The organism is Duganella sp. Dugasp78 (genome assembly GCF_059491455.1).
In genome coordinates, this window is the sequence record NZ_CP168506.1 from 6119509 (window position 1) to 6140951 (window position 21443).

Annotated in this window: 19 protein-coding genes; 9 read left to right on the plus strand and 10 right to left on the minus strand. The window is 67.7% G+C overall.

From position 1 onward, the window contains the following. The 4 genes from ACEN9O_RS27050 to ACEN9O_RS27065 are packed head-to-tail and all read right to left on the minus strand — an operon-like array spanning position 1 to position 2164. A complete protein-coding gene (locus ACEN9O_RS27050; RefSeq protein ID WP_495614883.1) occupies positions 1-828 on the minus strand; it encodes an endonuclease/exonuclease/phosphatase family protein in 828 nt (275 codons plus the stop codon). A gap of 57 nt (positions 829-885) precedes the next feature. Next, positions 886-1545: a dihydrofolate reductase family protein gene (locus ACEN9O_RS27055; protein WP_495614884.1), complete on the minus strand. Its 660-nt coding sequence runs from the start codon at positions 1543-1545 to the stop codon at positions 886-888. Positions 1546-1585: 40 nt separating this feature from the next. Then, positions 1586-1867 carry a HigA family addiction module antitoxin gene (locus ACEN9O_RS27060; protein ID WP_495614885.1) on the minus strand — a complete coding sequence of 94 codons (282 nt, stop codon included), beginning with the start codon at positions 1865-1867 and terminating at the stop codon, positions 1586-1588. Positions 1868-1885: 18 nt separating this feature from the next. Then, complete coding sequence (locus ACEN9O_RS27065) at positions 1886-2164, minus strand: type II toxin-antitoxin system RelE/ParE family toxin (RefSeq protein WP_495614886.1); 279 nt, start codon at positions 2162-2164, stop codon at positions 1886-1888. Between the two features lie 164 nt (positions 2165-2328). Here ACEN9O_RS27065 and ACEN9O_RS27070 point away from each other — a divergent pair, with 164 nt between their 5' ends. From ACEN9O_RS27070 to ACEN9O_RS27080, 3 genes are read left to right on the plus strand one after another with little or no spacing between them, the layout of a single operon-like run. Further along, complete coding sequence (locus ACEN9O_RS27070) at positions 2329-4338, plus strand: ribonucleoside triphosphate reductase (protein ID WP_495614887.1); 2010 nt, start codon at positions 2329-2331, stop codon at positions 4336-4338. 41 nt (positions 4339-4379) lie between these two features. Beyond that, the gene (gene nrdD / locus ACEN9O_RS27075) at positions 4380-4559 is read left to right on the plus strand and encodes an anaerobic ribonucleoside-triphosphate reductase (RefSeq protein ID WP_495614888.1); all 180 of its coding nucleotides are present in this window, start codon (positions 4380-4382) and stop codon (positions 4557-4559) included. 1 nt (position 4560) lies between these two features. Then, positions 4561-5268 (plus strand): anaerobic ribonucleoside-triphosphate reductase activating protein, encoded by a 708-nt coding sequence (locus ACEN9O_RS27080; RefSeq protein ID WP_495614889.1) that lies wholly within the window; start codon positions 4561-4563, stop codon positions 5266-5268. Here the strand turns inward: ACEN9O_RS27080 and ubiT are convergent. Genes ubiT through ubiU form a run of 3 tightly spaced genes read right to left on the minus strand, consistent with a single transcriptional unit; the run spans position 5265 to position 7710 of the window. After that, positions 5265-5759 (minus strand): ubiquinone anaerobic biosynthesis accessory factor UbiT, encoded by a 495-nt coding sequence (gene ubiT, locus ACEN9O_RS27085; protein ID WP_495614890.1) that lies wholly within the window; start codon positions 5757-5759, stop codon positions 5265-5267. The genes ACEN9O_RS27080 and ubiT overlap by 4 nt on opposite strands. Next, positions 5756-6658 carry a ubiquinone anaerobic biosynthesis protein UbiV gene (ubiV, locus tag ACEN9O_RS27090; RefSeq protein WP_495614891.1) on the minus strand — a complete coding sequence of 301 codons (903 nt, stop codon included), beginning with the start codon at positions 6656-6658 and terminating at the stop codon, positions 5756-5758. Before ubiV ends, ubiT begins: the two co-directional genes overlap by 4 nt. Before the next feature lie 14 nt (positions 6659-6672). Then, positions 6673-7710, minus strand: coding sequence for a ubiquinone anaerobic biosynthesis protein UbiU (ubiU, locus tag ACEN9O_RS27095; RefSeq protein WP_495614892.1), 1038 nt, complete (start codon positions 7708-7710; stop codon positions 6673-6675). A gap of 144 nt (positions 7711-7854) precedes the next feature. Here ubiU and ACEN9O_RS27100 point away from each other — a divergent pair, with 144 nt between their 5' ends. From ACEN9O_RS27100 to ACEN9O_RS27125, 6 genes are all read left to right on the plus strand, one after another. Beyond that, positions 7855-8322 carry a hemerythrin domain-containing protein gene (locus ACEN9O_RS27100; protein ID WP_495614893.1) on the plus strand — a complete coding sequence of 156 codons (468 nt, stop codon included), beginning with the start codon at positions 7855-7857 and terminating at the stop codon, positions 8320-8322. Continuing rightward, a complete protein-coding gene (locus ACEN9O_RS27105) occupies positions 8319-8579 on the plus strand; it encodes a DUF2249 domain-containing protein (protein ID WP_495614894.1) in 261 nt (86 codons plus the stop codon). Before ACEN9O_RS27100 ends, ACEN9O_RS27105 begins: the two co-directional genes overlap by 4 nt. Continuing rightward, a complete protein-coding gene (locus ACEN9O_RS27110; protein ID WP_495614895.1) occupies positions 8576-9910 on the plus strand; it encodes a permease in 1335 nt (444 codons plus the stop codon). Before ACEN9O_RS27105 ends, ACEN9O_RS27110 begins: the two co-directional genes overlap by 4 nt. Further along, entirely contained in the window at positions 9907-10839 is a 933-nt protein-coding gene (locus ACEN9O_RS27115; RefSeq protein ID WP_495614896.1) for a PaaX family transcriptional regulator C-terminal domain-containing protein, read from the plus strand. The genes ACEN9O_RS27110 and ACEN9O_RS27115 overlap by 4 nt, the downstream gene beginning before the upstream one ends. 100 nt (positions 10840-10939) lie before the next feature. Continuing rightward, positions 10940-11152 carry a hypothetical protein gene (locus ACEN9O_RS27120; protein WP_495614897.1) on the plus strand — a complete coding sequence of 71 codons (213 nt, stop codon included), beginning with the start codon at positions 10940-10942 and terminating at the stop codon, positions 11150-11152. An 82-nt stretch (positions 11153-11234) separates the two neighbouring features. Continuing rightward, a complete protein-coding gene (locus tag ACEN9O_RS27125; protein ID WP_495614898.1) occupies positions 11235-11426 on the plus strand; it encodes a hypothetical protein in 192 nt (63 codons plus the stop codon). A gap of 15 nt (positions 11427-11441) precedes the next feature. On the opposite strand, the gene ACEN9O_RS27130 is transcribed toward ACEN9O_RS27125, so the two are convergent. From ACEN9O_RS27130 to ACEN9O_RS27140, 3 genes are all read right to left on the minus strand, one after another. After that, a complete protein-coding gene (locus ACEN9O_RS27130) occupies positions 11442-12338 on the minus strand; it encodes an alpha/beta hydrolase (RefSeq protein WP_495614899.1) in 897 nt (298 codons plus the stop codon). A gap of 32 nt (positions 12339-12370) precedes the next feature. Beyond that, complete coding sequence (locus ACEN9O_RS27135; protein WP_495614900.1) at positions 12371-14284, minus strand: glycoside hydrolase family 97 protein; 1914 nt, start codon at positions 14282-14284, stop codon at positions 12371-12373. A 106-nt stretch (positions 14285-14390) separates the two neighbouring features. Continuing rightward, on the minus strand, positions 14391-21437 hold the full coding sequence (locus tag ACEN9O_RS27140; RefSeq protein ID WP_495614901.1) for a hybrid non-ribosomal peptide synthetase/type I polyketide synthase: 7047 nt from the start codon (positions 21435-21437) through the stop codon (positions 14391-14393). Positions 21438-21443 lie beyond the last annotated feature (6 nt).

Below are 21443 nucleotides of genomic sequence, written 5' to 3' on the forward strand. Positions count from 1 at the left end.
CTAGCGCAACCGCAGTCGCGTCACAACCGGGAAGTGGTCGGACGGGTAGCGCGCGTCCACCGAATCGGTGAGCACGGCGTAGCGCAGCACCTGCCACTGCGGGCTGAGAAAGATGTAATCGATGCGCTCGCGGGCGGACTTGGTGACGTCGAAATCATTGAAGGTCGCGACCGGTCCATAGGGAGGCGTCTGGCTGATGGCCCTGGCATCGCGCAGCGCGGCGCCGATGGTGGCGAACGCTTCGCTGTCGGGCGTGCTGTTGAAGTCGCCCATCACGATCAGCGGCAAGGTCCCAGCCAGCGCGCGGGCGCGCTTGAGCAGTAGATGCGCCGACTCGCGCCGCGCCACCACGCCTTCGTGATCGAAATGCGCATTCAAGACGACGAACACCTGGCCGCTCGGCTTGTCGCGCAGGCGCGCCCAGGTCGCGATGCGCTTGCAGCAGCGCGCGTCCCAGCCCAGGGACGGCTTCTCGGGCGTGGCGCTGAGCCAGAAGTCGCCGTGGTCCTCCAGCGTGAAGCGCGCGCTGCGATAGAAAATCGCCGAGTGTTCGCCGGCATGCAGGCCATCGTCGCGGCCGACGCCGACGCGCGCATAGTCGCCCAGCGCGTCCAGGTCCGTCAGTTGATTGCCCAGGCCCTCCTGCGTGCCCCAGAGGTCGAACTCGTGATAGCGCACCAGCGCGCGCACCGCATCCCGACGGGCGGGCCAGACGTTCTTGCCGTCGTCGGGATTGTCGTAGCGGAGATTGTAGGTAGCGACATTCAGGTCGACCTGGGCGAAGGCCATTGGAGCGAGCAAGAGCAACAGCAAGGCGAGGCGGCGCATGGGACTCCCTTCGAAAAGTGAAGCCGCATTTTAGCACCGCCCCCGACGTTCCCGATCCTAACCGCCCTCGGCCTCGCGGCGCCGAAGCACGACATGGGTCGCCTTCTCCGTTCCTACGAATTCGACGCATTCATATCCCTGGGCCCGCAGGTCCGCCCCCTCGAACAGGCGCTCGCCACTGCCCAGCAGAATCGGCGAGATGGCGATATGCAGTTCATCAATGAGACCTTCTTGAAGGTACTGTCTGATCACGTCGGCCCCGCCGCCGATGCGCACGTCCATGCCGTTCGCGGCTTCGCGGGCCCGGTCCAGCGCTTCGTGTATCCCGCCCGTGACAAAGTGGAACGTCGTGCCGCCCTCCATCTCGATGGACGGCCGCGCATAATGGGTCAGGACAAACACTGGAACGTGATAAGGTGGGTTATCTCCCCACCAGCCTTTCCAGCTCATGTCGGGCCAGGGTCCGCGAACCGGTCCGAACATGTTCCGCCCCAGGATCCATGCTCCGACGTTCTTAAATCCGCGCGCGGCGAAATCGTCGTCGACGCCGGTCGTGCCATCGCCCGCACCGTGAGCCTGCTGGAAGGTGCGCGTAGGGATGAACCACTGGTGCAACTCCTTCCCGCCCACGCCGAGCGGCTCGTTGAGGTCCTGATCCGGCCCCGCTCCATATCCGTCTATGGAAATCGTAAAACTTTCAACTCGAACTCGCGTCATGCTGATTCCTCCATTTGAATGGTGTATCGGAGCACCGCATTTAACAACTGGCGGTGATGCGTTCTATTTTCGGCCGTTTGACTTTGCTAGCCTGATGCAAATCAAATTGCAGTTGCATGCCAGCCCACAGCTCAGGAGTGGTACCAAAAGCAGCACCAAGCCGATACGCCATGTCTGGAGAAATACCTGCGGCACCGCTGATTACGCGCTGCAGCGTGACACGTCCGACGCCAATGCGTGCAGCAACATCCGTTACCGTTAAATCGCCCAAATACTCTCTAAGTACCTCGCCAGGATGGGGCGGGTTATGCATCCTAGTCATCTACATCCTCCCATGAATTCAATGATAATCGCAATAGTCAACGAGAGTCGCGTCGCCCCCCTCGAAGGAAAAGATCAGGCGCCAGTTTCCACTCACCGTGACCGCCCAATGTCCCTTCAAGTCGCCTTTCAAGGCGTGAAGCCCCCATGATGGGGCCGAAAGATCCTCTGCCCGCACCGCTTGATCGAGTGCGGCCAACTGCAGCCGCAGCTTTGTCGCATGCGCCGCTTGAATTCCTGCTTTGCTGCCCGTTTCGAAGAACCGTTGCAGTCCTTTATGGCGAAAGCTCTTAATCATAGAAATGATTGTATCGTGTATAGATACGCTATACAAGCATACAAAAACTCGATCAAAGACAATCCATATCAAGGAATTTCAAAGTCGCTCCAACTTTCGTTGACGACACTATATCTAGTGCATAACCTAGTCAGACCAACTAGATACGGGATCAAGGAGCAAGCATGCAAGGATTAATTCACGCCCAGATTATCAAGCGCGACGGCGGCACCCAAGCCTTCACGCAGGCCAAGATCGAGGCCGCGCTGTTGAAAGCCGGCCGCGCCAGCGGCGAGTTCGACCTGCCCGAAGCGCGGCATCTGACCGAGTGTGCATTGCTGCACCTGTCGTCGCTGCGCTCGCAGGACCAGCTGACGGTGGAACTGATACAGGACACGGTCGAGCGCGTACTCTACGACGCCGGCTACCGCCAGACCCTGCGCCGCTACGTGGTCTACCGCGAACAGCACGCCACGCTGCGCCAGGACCGCCACGCGCTGGTCGATGTCGCCTCCTCGATCAACGAATACCTGGACCGCCAGGACTGGCGCGTCAACGCCAACGCCAACCAGGGCTATTCGCTGGGCGGGCTGATCCTCAACGTGTCGGGCAAGGTGATCGCCAACTACTGGCTCAGCCACGTCTACCCGCCCGCCATCGGCCAGGCCCACCGCGAGGCCGACCTGCACATCCACGACCTCGACATGCTGGCCGGCTACTGCGCGGGCTGGTCCCTGCGCACGCTGCTCAACGAAGGCTTGAACGGCGTGCCGGGCAAGGTGGAATCAAGCCCGCCGCGCCACATGTCGAGCGCGATCGGCCAGATTGTCAACTTCCTCGGCACGCTGCAGAACGAATGGGCCGGCGCGCAGGCGTTCAGCTCCTTCGATACCTACATGGCGCCCTTCGTGCGCAAGGACAACCTCAGCTATGACGAAGTCAAGCAGTACATGCAGGAGCTGATCTACAACCTCAACGTGCCGTCGCGCTGGGGCACGCAGACGCCGTTCACCAACCTGACCTTCGACTGGGTCTGCCCGGAGGACCTGCGCGAGCAGATCCCCCACATCGCCGGCGTGGAAATGCCGTTCGCCTACGGCGACCTGCAGGCCGAGATGGACATGATCAACCAGGCCTACATCGAGATCATGATGGCCGGCGACGCCAAGGGCCGCGCCTTCACCTTCCCCATCCCGACCTACAACATCACCGAGAACTTCGTGTGGGACAGCCCGAACGCCGAGCGCCTGTTCGAGATGACGGCGCGCTACGGCCTGCCCTACTTCCAGAACTTCATCAACTCCGAGCTCAAGCCCAATATGATACGGTCGATGTGCTGCCGCCTCCAGCTCGACCTGCGCGAGCTGCTCAAGCGCGGCAACGGCCTGTTCGGTTCGGCCGAGCAGACTGGTTCGCTGGGCGTGGTGACCATCAATTGCGCCCGCCTCGGCTACCTGCACCGCGGCGACGAGGCCGGCCTGCTGGCGGCGCTGGACCGGCTGCTGGAACTGGGCCGCGACAGCCTGGAGATCAAGCGCAAGGTGATCCAGCGCCACATGGACAACGGCCTGTTCCCGTACACCAAGCGCTACCTGGGCACGCTGCGCAACCACTTCTCCACCCTGGGCGTGAACGGCATCAACGAGATGGTGCGCAACTTCGACCCCAGCGGCGAGCACGACATCACCAGCGAATGGGGCCGCGCGCTGGCGCTGCGCCTGCTGGACCACGTGCGGGCGCGCATGGTCGAGTTCCAGGCCGAGACCGGCCACATGTACAACCTGGAAGCCACGCCAGCCGAGGGCACGACCTACCGCTTCGCCAAGGAAGACCGCAAGCGCTACCCGGCCATCCGCCAGGCTGGCACGGCGGAGATGCCCTACTACACCAACTCGTCGCAGCTGCCGGTCGGCTACACCGACGATCCGTTCGAGGCGCTGGAACAGCAGGACGCCCTGCAGCGCAAGTACACCGGCGGCACCGTGCTGCACCTGTACATGACGGAAGCGCTGACCAGCGCCGACGCCTGCCGCTCGCTGGTGCGGCGCGCGCTGAGCCGCTTCCGCCTGCCCTACATCACGGTCACGCCAACCTTTTCGATCTGCCCCAAGCACGGCTACCTGAACGGCAGCCACGCCTACTGCCCGAAATGCGACGCCGAGCTGCTGGCGCGCAAGCAGGCCCTCAGCGCCTGACCACTCGCCTGACCCTTTTTTATCTCAACCAAGGAAACGACATGAACAATCTGCCGCAAACCACCATCGCCGAACTGGACAACGCCGAACGCCAGCCGTGCGAGATCTGGACCCGCGTGATGGGCTACCACCGCCCGCTGGCCTCGTTCAACATCGGCAAGCAGGGGGAATTCCATGAACGGAAATTCTTCAGCGAAGCCGCCGCGAACGCCGGCCGCTGACATGGGCCACGCCACGCTCAAGGTGGGCGGCTATACGCCGTTCAGCGCCACCGAATATCCCGGCCTGCTGTCGGCCGTGGTGTTCGTGCAGGGCTGTCCGTGGCGCTGCGGCTATTGCCACAATCCGCACCTGCAGCCGCGCACCGGCACCAGTCCGCTGCCGTGGGACGCCATCCTGTCCGCGCTGGCGCGGCGCGTGGGCTTGCTGGACGCGGTGGTGTTCTGCGGCGGCGAGGCCACGATGGATCCGGCGCTGGGCGAGGCCATCGCCCAGGTGCGCACGATGGGATACCGGGTCGGACTGGAAACGGCCGGCATCTACCCCGACCGGCTGGCCAGCGTGCTGCCCTGGCTCGATTGGGTGGGACTGGACGTCAAGGCGCCGTTCTCGCTGTATCCGGTCGTGACGGGCGTGCCCGGCAGCGGCGATCCGGTGCTGGCCAGCATCGCGGCAGTGCAGGCAAGCGGCGTTGCCTATGAATGCCGCACCACCGTGCATCCGGCGCAGCTGCCGCCCTCGCAGCTGGTGACGCTGGCGCGCGCCCTGTCGGCGCTCGGTGTCGGGCATTATGTGCTGCAGGAGTTCCGCGCCACCGGCTGCCAGGACCAGGCGTTGTTGAGCAGCGCGGTCGCCGGCTACCCGGGAGACGAGCTGCTGGAACGCATCCGGCCGCTATTCCCCCGTTTCAGCGTGCGCCGCAACCACTAGGTCCGTGTGCGCCGGCCCGGCAGGCTGTTGAGCAGCCGGGTCAATGCCTGCTTGCCCAGCTCTGTCACTGGCAGCGCGATGCCATCCAGCGTGTTCTTGACCAGCAGGCCCAGCTCGGTATCGCCCTGCATCGACAGGCGGCGCGAGAAGAACAAGGTATCCGGGTCCAGCTCGCGCCGCGCCAGGGCGATGAAGTCGCGTGTGCAGGCGCCGATCTCCAGGTCGGCCTCGCCTTGCGCGCGCACGGCCGCGAAGCCTTGCCCGCGCCAGGTGAAGTCGAACGCCACGCCGGCATCGGTGACGCAGACGCGCAAGTGCTTGTCGCGCAGGCTGGCGCGCACATCCTCAGGCAGGTGCGGCCGCAGCACCAGGTTGAGCGCCGCCACGCACAGCAGCGCACCGGGATAGGCCGGCAGCAAGCGGCCCAGCGCCGCCAGTGGCGCCGGCAACGGCATGGCGCCGCCAGCTTGATTGATGGTGACAGGATTCATGCCGCGTGCTCCGTCCAATAGTCGAGTCCGGGCTGGCCGTACCAGTAGCCGTTGCAGGCGGCGGCCGGCAGCAAGCCTTCCATGGCCTGCGCCGTCGGCGTGGCCGTCGAGGCGCCGCCGCGCGCGGCGTCGAACGCGGCGATGATCTGCGGCATGTGCTGCGACTGCGGACTCAGTCTCGCGACATCGACGCCCAGCGCCTGCATCTGGGCCACTTCGGCCACCAGGTTGTACACCAGCGCCGACTGGCTCTGGATGCCGTTCAGCACCAGGAAGTCCTGCTGTTCGCGGGTGCGCATCATCAGGCCGTCGGGATGCTCGATGCAGCTGAAGCGGCAGTCGTCCTTGGGCAGGTTGCGGTTGCGCGCGGTGAAGCAGCGCGCCGAGAACGCCAGCGGCATGCGGCCGAAGGCAAACACCTCGGTCTCCATGCCGTCCGGACGCCGCTGCTGGATGTGGCCCAGGCCGCTGCGCCCCATCTCCAGCGGCATCACCCAGCGGCGCGCGCCCAGCTCGTGCAGCAGCGCCAGCGTGGGCGGGTTGTAGACGTTCAGGTGCGGGCCGGCGATGAAGCCGCCCTGGCCGGACAGCAGGTGCACGGCGGCCATGTCGTTGGCCTCGACCAAGTACTGGCCGTTGGACGCCAGCCGGCGCTGGGCGCCCAGGTCGGCGCTGGACTCGATCAGCGCCAGCGAGGACAGCACCACCTGCTTTCCGCGCGACGCCAGCAGCCCGGCGATCGCCAGCCAGTCGGCGCTGCGCAGCTCGTGGCGGCGCGAGCACACCGTCTCGCCCAGGTAGACGATGTCGACCGGCGTGGCGGCGATCTCTTCATAAAATTCCATCACTTGGGCGCGAGGCCAGTAATACAGCAGCGGCCCTAAGGCTAGTTTCAACATGGTGACTCCAGGTGTTATTTCCACGAACGGTGATAGGCGCCCAGCGTGTGCTGTTGCCCCTCCGCCAGGGTGTTCAGTTCCGACATCCAGCCCGGCTTGACCGAGTAGCGCGCGGCGTGGTCCAGGCACTGGTCGAGCGCCTCGCGCCACACCCGCGTCACCTGCGCCACATAGGCCGGGCTGCGTTGGCGCCCCTCGATCTTGACCGCGCGCACGCCCATCCCCAGCAGCTGCGGCAGCAGTTCCAGCGTGTTCAGGCTGGTCGGCTCCTCGACCGCGTAATAGGTTTCGTCGTCGACTTCGAAGCGGCCCTTGCACAGCGTGGGATAGCTGGCGTTCTCCTGCGGCGTGTAGCGGTCGATCATCACGCCGTTCAGGCGCGACTCCAAGCCGTTGGCATTCTGCTGCCAGCGCACCGCCTTGGCCGGCGAACAGACCCCGTGGGTGTTGGGCGATTCGCCGGTCACATAGGACGACAGCGCGCAGCGGCCCTCGACCATCATGCACAGGCTGCCGAAGCCGAACACTTCGATCTCGACGCTGGTGTTGCGCACCACATGCTCGACCTGGGCCAGCGACAACACGCGCGGCAGCACCGCGCGGGCGATGCCGAAGTGCTGGTGGTAGAAATTGATCGCCTCGGCGTTGGTGGCCGAGCCCTGCACCGACAGGTGCAGGCGCAGCGCCGGGTGGTGGTCGCAGGCGTAGCGCATCAGGCCGGGATCGGCCAGGATCACGGCGTCCACGCCGGCCGCGGCGGCGCGGTCGATGGCGCTGCGCCACAGGGCGCTGGTGTCCGGCTGCGGATACGTGTTGAGCGCCAGCAGCACCTTGCGGCCGCGCTCGTGCGCGTAGGCGATGCCGGCCGCGATGGCGGCGTCGTCAAAATTGAGACCGGCGAAATTGCGCGCGTTGGTGGCGTCGCGGAAACCCAGGTACACGCAGTCTGCGCCGTGATCGACGGCGGTCTTGAGCGCCGGCAGGCTGCCGGCGGGACACACCAGCTCGATCGGACGCTGGCCTGCGGCTGGGGGAATATCGGAAGGTTTCATGAGACTCAAGCATGGATAAAAGTTCATTGCCAAACGGCGGACGAACTGTATCGCGCCGTCAAGCCTGAAATCCTTGATCTGAATCAAAGAAATTGAGCTTGTGCCGGTGGGACAATTGCCTTGCACAATATCAAGGACTAGCCCATGCAAACGATCGCCAATTACCTCGAACAGGATCATCGCCGCTGCGACGAGCTGTACAACCTTGCCGAAGCCAGCGTCACGGGCCGCGACTGGGCCGCCGCCGCCAGCGGTTTCGCCGCCTTCCTGCGGCAGTTCGAATGCCATCTGGACAAGGAGGAACGGGTGCTGTTCGCACGGCTGGAACGCGTCACGCAAAACGCCTGCGGACCGACCAGCGTCATGCGCATGGAACATGGCCAGCTGCGCGCAACCTTGCACAGCATGGGCGAGGCGCTGGCGCAGCGCGACAGCGCGACCTACTTCGATCACGCCGACATGCTGCGGGTGCTGATGCACCAGCATAACCTGAAGGAGGAAGGCGTGCTCTACCCCTACGCCGACCGCATGCTGCACGAGCAGGCCGATGCCGTCATCGCCAGCATGGACGCGCTGGAACGCAACACGGCAAGCACCGAGGCCTTAGCATGAGCGCGCTGCAGGAACAGGCCGGCAAGGTTCGTCTGCTCGATGTCGGCGGCCTGGAACCGCCGGAGCCGATGGTGCGCATCCTCGACGCGGTCGACCAGCTGGGCCCCGACGAGCGCCTGCGCGTGCTGATCGACCGCGACCCGCTGCCGCTGTACCAGGTACTGCGGCGTTACGGCTACCAGCACCGCACCACACCGCAGCCCGACCTGCGCTATGAAGTGCTGATCTGGCTGGTTCCCGACGCGCCCGCCGCATGAAATCCGCCGACGCTCCACAACGCGCGCTGTCGTTCGACCTCAATCCCCGCCTGTCGCTGCCGCTGCGCTATTTCCTCAGCGCGCCCTTGTTTGCGGCGCTGGCGGCCGCGCTGCTGGCGTGGCAGGGGCCGGCGGCGCTGGTGACGCGCTGGTCGCCGCAGACGCTGGCGCTGACGCATCTGATGGTGCTCGGCTGCCTCAGCATGACGATGGTGGGCGCGCTGTTGCAGCTGCTGCCGGTGGTGGCCGGCGTCGCGCTGCCGCGGGTCGGCGCGGTCGGCGGCGTGGTCCATGCGGGCCTGTGCCTGGGTGCGCTGATGCTGGCGGCCGCCTTCTGGCTGGAGCAGGCCGTGCTGTTCCGCAGCGCACTGGCGCTGCTGCTGACGACCTTGCTGCTGTTTCTCGGCGCCTGCACGGTCGCGCTCTCGCGCCGAAGCGGAGCCAGCACCGGCCCGGTGGTGCCGGGCATACGGCTGGCGCTGGCCGCGCTGGCGATCACGACCATGCTGGGCGGCTTGCTGGCCGGCGCCTTCGTCTGGCCGGCGCTGGCATCGCTGCCGCTGCAACCGCTGACCGACCTGCACGCGATGTGGGGGCTGCTGGGCTGGGTGGGCTTGCTGGTGATCGCCATCGCCTACCAGGTGGTGCCGATGTTCATGGTGACCCCGCCCTATCCGCCGCTGCTGAGCGGCGGCTTTACGACCATCATGTTCCTGCTGCTGGTGGCGGCTTCGCTCAGCAGCGGGCTGAGCGGGCCGGGCCAGCTCTTCCATTACGCCTGCCTGCTACTGCTGGCGGCGGGCTACGCGCTGTTCGGCGCCGGCACACTGCGCCTGCTGGCGCGCCGCAAGCGTCCGAGCGCCGACGCCACCACGCTGTACTGGCGTACGGCGATGGCCAGCCTGCTTGCCGCGCTGGCGGTGTGGCTATGGCCGGGCGACGCCAACGACAACCTGCGGCCGCTGCTGCTGGGCGTGCTGTTGATCGCCGGCTTCGCGCTGTCCGCCATCGCCGGCATGCTGTACAAGATCGTGCCCTTCCTGACCTGGTACCACCTGCAGGAAACCGCCGCGCCCGGCCAGCCCAAGCTGCCCGGCATTAACAAGATCATTCCCGATCCCGCCGCACACCGGCAGTTCTGGAGCCATACGCTGGCCTTGCTGCTGCTGACCGGCGCGTGCTGGCGCCCGGCAGCGCTGGCGCGGCCGGCCGCGGCGCTGACGGGCATCGCCTGCCTGTGGCTCTGGTACAACCTGGCGACGGCGCTGCGCTTGTACCGGCGTTTGCGTCCAGCTTCCAAATTCCCACTTACCGTAACGGCCGCCACATGAGCAATACCACCGCCAGCTGCGTCGACAACTGCCTGCGCCTAGCCAGGCCACGCCTGAATACCATGCTGATACTGATGTTCAGCGAAGCCCAGCTGTTCGGGCAGAAAAGCCAATGGCTGGGCAGCGCCATCACCCTGATGCAGCCGCTGGGATTCCAGGAGCGGGCGATCCGCACGGCGCTGTGCCGCCTGGCCGAGCACCAGGCGATCCGGGTCGAACGGCATGGCCGGCGCAGCCTGTGCCAGCTGGCTCCGGCCACGGCGGCGGCGGTGTGGGCCGCGCGCCAGCGCCACAACATCCCGCCGGCGCGCAGCTTCACGGAGGACTGGACTATCCTGGTCAACAGCGGCGGCATCAACGCGGCGCGCTATGCCGCCACGCGCAAGCGCTTGCTGGCCTTGGACTACTGCCTGCTGGCGCCCAACCTGCTGGCGCGGCCGACGGCCTATCACAGCGCGCTCGATGGCGCCATGCCGGCGGCGGAGGAACTGGGGCTGGCCCTGTTCGACGTGAGCGGCGCGCAACTGGCCGCGGCGACGCGGCAACCGCTGTTCGGGCGCACCGACTGGGACCTCGACAGCACCGCCGCGCTGTACCAGCAATTCCTGCAGCGCTTCGAGCCCCTGCGCGCGCTGCTCGATCAACCGGGCGCGGTCAGCGACGAGCAGGCCTTCATGATACGGCTGCTGGTCAGCCACGGCTATCAGCATTGCCGCCGCAGCGATCCGCTGCTGCCTGAGGAACTGCTGCCCGCCGCATGGCCGGCGATGGCGGCCTATCAGACCTACGCTGCGCTGTATTGCCGCTGCGCGGGACAGGCGCGCCGCCACATCCTGGCGCTGACCACCGGCGCCAACGACATCCCGCCTGCCCCTGCCGCAAAGCTGCGGCGGCCGCTACTCTCATCGGACAAGCTGATCACGGCGTAAAGGCGACTACTACTTCTTGCCGATTGCCCCAGCCATCGGCAGCAGGCGACAATGGAAACGTCCAGCCCGGCATTGGCCGGCTGGCTTAGGAGAAAAAATCATGGAAGCTATGACAGTGGACTACTACACCGGCCCCACCTTGAGCGTCACCATCAGCCGCGAAGGCAGCCGCATCCACCGCCTGATCGACGACATCACCCTGCCGCTGCGCGCCAACAAGCTGACGGTGCGGCGCGACCCGATGGTCGAAGCCCTGTTCGGCGCGGCCAGCCCGCGCGACGTGCCGGCTGGCAGGCCCCGGTCGGGCAAGTAAGCCCTGCTACTGCTGGGCTCCTATAGCGCGACACGTTTTTCGATTGTGTAATATCGTTGCGCTTTTAGCCAGGGAGCGAAGTATGGATGGAGACCAACGTACAAACAAAGTCATCAGCGCGGTGGTCGAACATGGCATCTGGCTGGCCAACTCGCAGGGCTCGGCCGTGGCCTGGACGTATATGCAGACCTATCGCGTGCCGCTCGAAGCGATACGCAGGGTGCTGGCCTATCCTGAGACACGCCGCCAGCGCCCTGCCATCTGCAAACGCTAAGCCGACGACATGCAATTACTGGATCAGCTTGCGGTCGCGTAGCCACTCTTCCGCACGCCGGGTCCAGTTCGACGCGTTGCCTTGGCCGGCGCGCATCCCCATGCCGTGCCCGCCACGCTCGAACAGGTAGAGCTCGGCCGGCACATGGGCGCGGGTCAGCGCCTGGAAGAACAGGATGCTGTTGTCGGGCGATACCGCGCCGTCATCCTGCGAATGGATCAGCAGCGTCGGCGGCGTCCTGGCCGTGACCTGCTTCTCGGCCGACATCAGCTGCACCAGTTCCGGCGATGGCGACGCCCCGAGCAAGGCGTGGCGCGAGCCGGCGTGCGTGGTCGGCAGCTCCATCGTGATGACGGGATACATCAGCATCAGGAAATCCGGACGCGCGCTGACCGCGTCAAGCGCGTTGCCGGTACGCCCCGCCGGGTTATCGTACAGCGTGGCCGCGGTGGCGGCGACGTGACCGCCGGCCGAGCTGCCCATGACGCCGATGCGGTCCGGCGCGACGCCATATTGCGCGGCCTGCGAACGCACGGTGCGGATCGCGCGCAGCACATCCTGCAGCGGCGCCGGATGGCCGTAGTCGGACAAGCGGTACTTGAGCACGAAGGCGGTGATGCCCAGGTTGGACAGCCACTGGGCGTACTGGTGCCCTTCACGCGTGAACGACAGGATCGAGTAACCACCGCCCGGGCAAATGATGACCGCGGCCTTGGCCGGACGGTCATAAGAGGCCGGATAGACGGTGAGCGTCGGCTGCGAGACGTTGCTGATGCGCTCGTCGTCGAGATGCTCGGGGCCGGGATTCGCCCGCGCGCCCGGCACGCCTTCCGGCCACAGCGTGATCACCTTGGTCTGGGCCTGCGCGCCGGCAGCGACGAAGAACAACAGGGCCAAAAGCAGTTTGCGCATCAGGTACTCGCTCTCTTTGTATCGACAGAAGATCATTTCCGCTCCAGGATGACCGCGGCGCCGCCGGCAGTCGACAGACGCAGGGCCAGCGCCGCGTCGGCCGTCACATCCAGTTCACGGCGCCGGACCTCGTTGGGCGTGTCGCCATCTTCCCAGACCGTGGCGTGGTACTTCCCGGCAGGCAGGAAGCGCAGCGCCACATTCTGCACCTGCTCGCCCTCGCCGGCCTTCATCGCGCCGAGGTACCAGGTGCTACCCAGGCGCCGCGCCAGCACGATGTCGCGCCCCGGCTCGCCGGACACGAAACGCGTCTCGTCCCAGGCGGTCGGCACGCGGCGGATGAAGTCGAAGCCGGGCGCGTCGCGGTAGGCTTCCGGGTCATCGGACACCATCTGCAGCGGGCTGTCGTAGACCACATACATCGCCAGCCCCTGGCCACGGCTGGACTGCGTCAACGGCATCACGGCGCGCACGTTGAAGGTCGCCGGCGTGGCGTTGTGGAAGCCGCCCGGCGTGTAGTCCATCGGACCGGTGAGCATGCGGGTGTACGGCAGCATCAGGTTGTGCTGCGGCGTGATTTTCTTTTCCATCTTGTTCCATTCGGCCCCCATCACGCCTTCCTGCGTGATGAAGTTCGGATAGGTGCGCTGCAGGCCGGCCGCGACGTAGGCGCCGTGCAGGTCCAGCAGCAGGTGGCGGCTGGCCGTGGCGGCCGCCATGCGGTGATAGAACGCCACAACTTCCTGGTCGTCGCGGTTCATGAAGTCCACCTTCACGCCCTTGATGCCCCAGCGCGCGTAGGTGTCGAGCACCTCATCCATGCGCGGCGCCACGTGCGCCCAGTGCGCCCACAGTATCAGGCCGACGCCCTTGTCGGCCGCGTAGCGCACCAGCGCCGGCATGTCGATGCCCTCGGCGGCGCGGGTGATATCGGTGGTTGGCTGGGCTTCGCAGCAACCGGCGCCGGTGCCCCACGCCCAGCCGGCATCGATCAGGTAGTACGGGAAACCGGAGGCTGCCGCAAAGTCGATGAAGCGGCGATACGCGGCCATGTCCGGCTTCATGCCGTCCAGCGGACCCGACCACCAGTCCCACGCTGCCTTGCCGGGTTTCACCCAGCTGAAATCGCCCTCGGGCGCTGGATTAAGGTTGCCGATCAGCTGGGAGGCGATCATGTCGCCGGTGCGGTCGCCCATCATGACCACGCGCCAGGCCGTCGTCAGCCCCGCGCGCGATTCGAATGCCGGACCGGGACGGTTCGGAACCGCCGACAGGCGCAGCCGCAAAGCGCCGCCTTCGCGCCACAGCGAGGCCCCGGTGTAGCCTTCCAGATGCGCTTGCGTGATGGCGTACGAGGTATGGCCCGAAGCCGTCGTGCAGACCACCGGCACGTCATAGCCGACGCCTTCGCGCAGCTGCGAGATCTGCTTGCGCTCGAACGGCACCTCGTGCGCTCCTTCCGCGACCGACACCAGGCAGGCGGGATCGCCCGCCGGCACGAAGGCGGTTTGTTCGCCGCGCAAGCGCACGGGAGCGCTATCATCCATGCGGTAACGGAAGGCGATGCCATCGTTGTAGGCGCGCACGTCGAGCAGCAGGCGGCGCCGGCCTTCCGCGCGTTCGCGGAACACCAGGGTCGCGCCCCGATAATGGTCGCGGGCGGAGGCGGCCTTGGTGGCGACCAGAGGGATGTTGCGGTCGACCGCGACGTCCTCGCGCTTTTCCAGCGTCATGGCGCCCAAGGCGGGGGCGCCGTCGAATTCGAGACCCAGCGGCGACGCCGCGATCACGGCCTCGCCGTGGCGCGCGATCGAGTAGCCGCTGCCGTCGCGCTCGATGCGGATGGCGGTACGGCCGTCCGGCGATGAAACGATCACCGGCCCGGCAAACGCCACCGGCGCAACCGCGCCCCACAAGGTGATCGCACCCGCCACCAATTTCAGCATTGTCCTAGTCCTCACTTCTCAGCTTCCTCTGACGATTATTGACCTTATATTCTGCGAGTAGCGGCATGCCGTCGCAATTATAAAAACTGCCAATTTGAAAACAAAATCAGACAAGCCTTAGCGAACCCAAGCGCCCGGCCATCGCCACCGCCCCCTCCCCCGACATCACGGTGTGGTGATTGCCCGGGATCTCCACCACCTCCAGCGCGCCGGCGACCAGTTCGCGCCACCCCAGTTCGGGCTCGCCAAATTGCCGGGCGAACCCCTCCGTGCCGCGCAAGAGCAGCACCGGCGTATCGCATGGCGGCGGCTGATAGCTGCGCAGTGCCGTATCGTTGGCCTTGGTCACGGCCAGCATCCGCGCCACTTGCTCCCGCCCCGCCCCCGGCAACAGCAGACCCTGCCGCGTGGCCGCGTCCAGCACCCGCAGCCACTGCTGGTCCGTCGCCACGCCGCGCAGGTTGTCCCAATCCATCGTCATCCGCGGCAGCAGTATGCCCAGCAAGACCGCGTCGTCATGCAGCCAGTCCTTGTCGGCCAGCTGGCCGTAGGCGCCGTTGCGATACAGCGGCTCGGCGCTGGCGTTGTGCGCCCTGGCGTCGATCAGCGCCAGCAGGCCGATCTCCTCGCCGGCCTGCCGCAGCTGCCGCGCCATCTCGTACGCGATGCAGCCGCCCATCGAATGCCCGACCAGGCGGTACGGGCCGGACGGCTGGCGCGACTTGATCAGGGCGATATAGTCGGCCGCCATGTCCTCGATGCTGTCCAGCGGCGCCGCTTCTCCCTGCAAGCCGCGGGCCTGGATGCCATACACCGGCTGGTCCTCGCCCAGATGGCGGGTCAGCTCGACATAGCCCATCGTATGGCCGCCGTAGGGATGAATGCAGAACAAGGGGTCGCGGCTGCCGCCGGTCCGCATGCCCACCAGGCGCGAGTCGCCCGGGACGCCGCCGGCGCGCAGCGCCTGCGCCAAGGCTTCGACCGAGGGATGCTCCAGCAGCAGCGCACTGGACAGGCTGCGGTTGAAGATCTGCTCCAGGCGCAGCATCAGGCTCAGGGACGACAGCGAAGTGCCGCCGAGTTCGAAGAAGTTGTCGCCCAGCGCCACGTGGCCGACGCCGAGGATCTCTGCAAACACCTTGCCCACTTCCAGTTCAAACACATCGCGCGGCGCGCCGTGCTGCGCGGACGGCGCCGGCGCCGGCAGCGCTTCGGCGCGCATCACGGCCTCGAAGCGGGTGGCGGCCGGCACCGCCGTCGTCTGCGCTTCGGGCCAATACCGGTAGCGGTCGAACGGATACACCGGCAAAGCGATCCGGCGCCGCGCCGCGTCACCATGCAAGCGCCGCCCATCCAGCGCGACGCCGTTGCACCAGAGCCGCCCCAGACTGCCCAGCAACGCCGCGCAGTCGGATGGCTGCGCCGCGCCGGCCAGCGTGGGCCCGGCGAAGCGCACATGGTGCCGGTTGGGATGGCGCTGCAGCATGGCGCTGAAAGTCTGGCCAGGGCCGGTTTCCAGGTAAATGCCGTCCGGCGTCTCCAGCAGCAGGTCCAGACCCTGGGCGAAGCAAACGGTCTCGCGCATGTGCCGCACCCAGTGGCCGGGATCGGTGGCTTGCGCCGCCGTCACCCATGCGCCCGTGACGTTGGTGATATAGGGGATGCGTGGCGCGTGCAGCGCGACCTCGGCCAGCCGCGCCCGGAACTGCTCCAGGATCGGGTCGAGCATGGCGGAGTGGAAGGCGTGCGAGGTGGGCAGGCGCTTGCTGCGCAGACCCGCCCCGGCCAGCGGCGCCGACAGCGCGGCGATCGCCTCGACGGTCCCGGCCAGCACGCAGGCGCGCGGGCCGTTGACCAGCGCCAGTTCCACGCCGGCGCCGAGGAAAGGCTGCAGCTGATCGGCGTCCGCCTCGACCGCCAGCATGGCGCCGGCCGGCAAACCCTGCACCAGCTGCCCGCGCGCGGCCACCAGCTTGAGCGCGTCGGCCAGCGACATGACGCCGGCCACGCAGGCCGCCACGTATTCGCCCAGGCTGTGGCCCATCATGGCGTGCGGCTGCACGCCCCAGTGCATGAGCTGGCGCGCCAGCGCATACTCCACCACGAACATGGCCGGCTGCGTGATCGCCGTTTGCGCCAGCCGCCGCGCCGCTTCCTCGCCGGCGTCCAGCGCCGGATACAGCAGCGTGCGCAAGTCCAGTCCCAGCTCCGGCTGCAGCAGCTCGGCGCAGCTGTCCACGCAGGCGCGGAATTCCGGCAGGGTCGCATACAGCTCGCGCCCCATGTTGACCTGCTGCAGGCCCTGGCCCGGGAACAGGAAGGTCACCCGCGCGGCGCCGTCGGGCAGCGCCGCCGGCACCGGATCGGCCGGCGTGGACGCCAGCGCCGCCAGCGCCCCGGCCGCGTCCGCGCCCACCACGGCGCGCCGGTATGGCAGGTGCGCGCGCCCAAGCTGCAGCGTGTAGGCGACATCGGCAAGGTTGGCCTCGGGGTGGGCGCGCAAATACTCCGCCAGGTTGCAGCCCATCGCGTCCAGCGCCGTGGCGGACTTGGCCGACAGCGTCAGCAACTGATGCGGCAGGCCGTTCGCCGCGGGCCGGGCCGGCGGCGCCTGCTCCAGGATCACGTGGGCATTGGTGCCGCCGATGCCGAACGAGCTGACCGCCGCGCGCCGTGGCGTATCCGATGCCGGCCAGGCGGCCAGGGCGGTGTTGATGCGGAACGGGCTGTGCTCCAGCCCGAGTTTCGGATTGGGCGACTGGAAATGCGGCATGGCCGGCACTTCGCCATGGTGCAGGGCCAGCACCGCCTTGATCAGGCCGGTCACGCCGGCCGCCGTGTCGAGGTGGCCGACATGGGCCTTGGCTGAGCCCAGCAGGCAATAGCCGCGGTCGGCCGTGTAGCGCCGGTACGCCTGGGTCAGCGCCGCCACCTCGATCGGATCGCCCAGCGGCGTGGCCGTGCCATGCGCCTCCACCAGGCCGATGCTGCGCGGCTCGACGCCGGCGCGCCGCAGCGCCTGTTCGATCACGTCGGCCTGCCCGTCCACGCTGGGCGCCGTGAAGCCGACCTTGCCATTGCCGTCGTTGTTGATGGCCGAGCCCTTGATCACGGCCCAGATGGTGTCGCCGTCGCGCCGCGCGTCGCTCAGGCGCTTGAGCACCACCAGCGCGCCGCCGCTGCCGCGCACCGTGCCGCCCGCATCGGCATCGAACGCGCGGCAGCGGCCGTCCGGCGACAGGATGTGGCCTTCCTGGTAGAGATAGCCGGTGCCGTGCGGCACCTCGATCGAGACTCCGCCGGCCAGCACCATGTCGCAGTCGCCCTGCACCAGTTGCTGGCACGCCAGGTGGACGGCCACCAGCGAGGTCGAACACGCGGTCTGCACCGTGAGCGCGGGGCCGCGCAGGTTCAGCTTATGGGCCAGGCGGGTGGACAGGAAATCCTTTTCGTTCAGGATGGTGGTCTGGAACAGCTCGGCGGCGGAATCGGGCCGGGTGTTGAGGAAATGCTGCAGATAGCCCGCCCGTCCGGTGCCGCCGACCACGCCGATGCGGCCGGCATTGGCGTCGCCGCCGTAGCCGGCGTGTTCCAGCGCCTGCCAGCCCAGCTCCAGGAACAGGCGTTGCTGCGGATCCATCAGCTGCGCCTCGCGCGGCGGATAGCCGAAGAACGGCGCGTCGAAACAGGCGACGTCGTCCAGGATGCCCTTGCGCTTGATATAGCGCGGCTCGTTCAGCAGTTGCAGGTCGACGCCGGCGTCCAGCAATTGCTGGTCCGTCAGCTCAGTGATGGATTCCGCGCCGGCGCGCAGCGCGCGCCAGAACTCGTCCACGTTGGCGGCGCCGGGGAACTTGCCGGCCATGCCGATGATGGCGATCCCGGTGCCCGGCGCGACTGGCACGCTCTGCGGCACGGCGTCGCGGTGCTCGCGCGACTGCGCATCCAGGTCCTGGCCCTGGTTCAGCGAGGTGCGCAGGTGGTTGGCCAGTGCGCGTATGGTCGGGAAGCGGAACAGGTCCATGGTCGGCACGGCGAGCCCCAGCTTCTGTTCCAGCAGCACCTCGACCTCGACGATGCGCATCGAATGGCCGCCGACGTCGAAGAAGCTGTCGTCGATGCTGACGGCGGCCAGGTTCAGCACCTGCTGCCAGATGGCCGCGATCTGCTGCTCGAGCTGGTCGCGCGGCGGCGCCAGGGCGGCGTCCGCGGCCCTGCCGGGAGGCGCCGGCAGCGCGCGCCGGTCGATCTTGCCGTTCGGCGTCATCGGCCAGTCATCGAGGAACACAAAGGCGGACGGCACCATGAAGTCCGGCAGCCTGGCCTGCACCTGGGCGCGCAGCCCGGCGCTGGTGAGGGCTGCCCCGGGCTGCGCGATCACGTAGGCCACCAGGCGCTGGTCGTGGTTGGCCTCGCGCCGCGCCAGCACCAGCGCCTCGCGCACGCCGCGATGCTCGCCGATCACCGCCTCCAGCTCGCCGAGCTCGATGCGGAAGCCGCGCAGCTTGACCTGGTGATCGAGCCGGCCCAGGAACTCCAGGCTGCCGTCGGGCAGGTAGCGGGTCAGGTCGCCGGTCTTGTACATGCGCTCGCCGGGCGCGCCGAACGGACAGTCGATAAACCGCTCGGCGGTGAGATCCGGGCGGCCGAGATAGCCGCGCGCCAGGCCGATGCCGGCGATATACAGCTCGCCGGCGACGCCGCGCGGCACCTGCTGCAGGCGCGGGTCCAGCACATACAGCCGGGTATTCGCCAGCGGCCGGCCGATGCTCACGCACTGCGTCTGCGGGTGCAGCACGGCCATCGTCGCGCACACCGTGGTTTCGGTCGGGCCGTAGGCGTTGATGAAGCGGCATGCGGCGCTCCAGCGCCTGACCAGCTCCAGGCTGCAGGCCTCGCCCGCCGTGACCACCGTCCGCAAGCTCGGCAGCTCAGCCGGCTGCAGCAAGGCCAGCACCGACGGCGGCAGCGTGACCACCGTGACCGCATGGCGGTTGATGGTGTGGACCAGCGTGGGGCCCGGTATCAGGTCCATTTTCGGCGCCAGGCACAGGCTGGCGCCGGCGCACAGCGCCATGAAGATCTCGCTGACCGAGGCGTCGAAGCTGAACGAGGCGAACTGCAGCACGCGGCTGGCCGGCCCCACCTGGAAGCCGGCGATCTGCGCATGGACCAGATTCGACAGGCCCTGATGTTCCAGCATCACGCCTTTCGGGCGCCCGGTCGAGCCCGACGTGTAGATCACATAGGCCAGGTCGGTCGGCGCCGGGCAGCCCGATGGATTATCGTCCGGCATGGCGGCGATCGCCTCCCGCTCGGTGTCCATGCACACCAGCCGCGCCGCGCCGGCCGGCAAGCGCGCGCGCAGCGACGCCTGCGTCAGCAGCACGGCGGCGCCGGCGTCCTCCAGCATGTAGGCCAGCCGCTCGGGCGGATACTCGGGATCGAGCGGCAGGTAGGCAGCGCCGGCCTTCAGGATGGCCAGCACGCCGATCACCAGTTCGGGCTGCCCGCGTTCCATGCTCAGGCCGACCAGCTGGCCGGGCCGCAGGCCCAGTCCGCGCAGATAATGCGCCAGGCGGTTGGCGCGCCGGTTCAGCTCCTCGTAGGACATGGCCTCGTCGCCATAGCGCAGCGCCGGCCCGGATGGCGCGCGCGCAGCCAGCTGCTCGAACAGGCGGTGGACGCAGGTCTGCGGGAACGGCGTGTCGGTGGCGTTGTGTTCGGCGTGGCTGCGCAGCTCGCGCGGCGTCAGCATCGGCAGCCGGTCCAGCGCGACCTCCGGCGCGCGGGTGGCGCCAAGCAGCAGGGTCTGGTAATGCTCGACCAGGCTGGCGACGCTCTGCTGGTCCCACAGGTCGGTGTTGTACCAGCAGACGCCGCGCAAGGTGCCATCGACCTCCTCCACCACGAAGTCCAGGTCGAACTTGACGCTGCGCAGCGCCAGCGGATAGGAGTCCAACCGCAGGCCCGACAGGTCGAGGCTGGCGCCTGCCAGGCCCATGCGCGCCGCCGCCACGCCCTGCATGTGCGGCAGCTGCGATTTCTGATAGGTGAAGGCGACCTGGAACACCGGGCTGCGGCTCAGGTCGCGCGGCAGGCCCAGGCGCTCCACCACCAGGGGGAAGGGAAAGTCCTGGTGGTCCTTGGCGCCGACCAGCACCTCCCGCACCTGCCGCAGGAATTGCGCGAACGGGGTGGCGCCGTCCAGCTGGACCCGCAGCGCGCACGGACTGGCGAAGTAGCCGACGGTGCGCTCATAGCCCTGCGGCGGCCGGCCGAAGCGCGGCGAGCCGACGGCCAGGTCGTCCTGTCCGGTGTAGCGGTACAGCAGCGCGTAGAACGCCGCCAGCAGCACCGTGTAGAACGTCACGTCCTCCTGCCTGGCCAGGGCGCGCACCTGCCGCGTCAGCGCTTCGCTCAGCTGGAACGCGTGGCCGGCGCCGGCGTGGCGCTGGACCGGCGGACGCGGGCGGTCGGTCGGCAGGTCCAGCTTGGCCGGAGCGGCCAGCCGCGATTGCCAGTAGCGCCCGTGCAGCTCGCCGCGCGGCGAGGCCAGCAGGTCGTCCTGCCAGGCGACGTAGTCGGTGTACGACAGGCTATCCGGCGCCAGCACGGGCACCTGCCCCGTCAGGCGGGCGCGATAGAGCACGCCCAGCTCCTCCATCAGGAGGATCAGCGACCAGGTGTCGGTGGCGATGTGGTGGCTGTTAAGCAGCAGCACGTGTTCCTTGTCATCGCGGGAGAACAGGTGGCAGCGGAACACCGGGCCGTTCTTCAGATCGAAAGGCCGGTGCGCCGCCTCGGTCAGGCAGGCGTGCAGCCGTTGCGCGTCCCATCCGGCGGCGTCCGTGTGCTGGAAGCCGGCCCGCCCCTGCGGGTGTATCAGCTGCACCAGCTCGCCGCGCGGTGCGGCGTAGGTGGTGCGCAGCACGGGGTGGCGCAAGACCAGCTCATGCAAGGCGGCTTCGAACGCGGCGAGGTCGAGCGCGCTGTGGACGCTCCAGGCCATGGGCAGGCTGTACTCCGCGCCGTCGGGATTCAGATTCCACAAGAACCACATGGCACGCTGGCCGCGCGACAGGCTGGCCGTGGCCGGCGCATGGGCCGTCATTTGGGCGGGTTGATCGCTGCCGGGCATGCGATTGCTCATAATGTA